This is a genomic window from Candidatus Symbiopectobacterium sp. NZEC135, from assembly GCF_025962695.1.
Genome location: NZ_JAGFPF010001294.1, coordinates 1 through 613, shown reverse-complemented (window position 1 = coordinate 613; position 613 = coordinate 1). Strand labels below are relative to the sequence as shown.

Here is a 613-nt window from a genome sequence, read left to right as displayed (position 1 = left end):
CGATATGGTAATGGCGTTGTTGTATGAGGCCATCTGCCGTGCGGCTGAGCGCTACGGTTATTTTGCGATTGTTGCCACCTGCGGTGACGATCCGGTGCAAGAAAAACAGGCGGCGGCGTCGCTGCTCGATCGGCGCGTTGACGGGCTGATTCTGGCCACCAGCCGACTGGATGACCATTTACCGGCGGAACTGCGCCAGCAAAATGTTGCCCACGTTCTGGCACTGCGTACCGACGGTGTCAGCCGCTCTGCCATTGGTGACGATGAGCAGGGGGGCTATCTGGCAACCCGGCACCTGATTGACCTCGGCCACCGCGATATCGGTATGGTCGCGGGCCCCAGCTTTTCTTCCGGCGCGACCTATCGTCGGGAAGGGTTTCATCGTGCAATGCGCGAAGCCGGGCTCACCCCTAATCCCGCCTGGATTCGGGAATCCGGTTTTAGCATCGAATCCGGGGAAAGCGAAGGAATGGCGCTGCTCGGCGAAGCACGCAGGCCCACGGCCATTTTCGCCATCAATGACGATTTGGCCTTCGGCGTTATGGCGGCGGCCCATCGGTTGGGGCTGGCAATAGGAAAAAAAATATAAAAAATAAAAAATAAAAAAAAAAAA

1 protein-coding gene is annotated in these 613 nt (G+C 57.3%); it reads left to right on the top strand.

The window, feature by feature from the left end; translation table 11 throughout:
• Window positions 1–589, top strand: a 589-nt coding sequence (locus J5224_RS33900; RefSeq protein ID WP_264629248.1) for a substrate-binding domain-containing protein, incomplete at its 5' end; no start/stop codon positions are given.
• Between the last annotated feature and the right edge of the window lie 24 nt (window positions 590–613).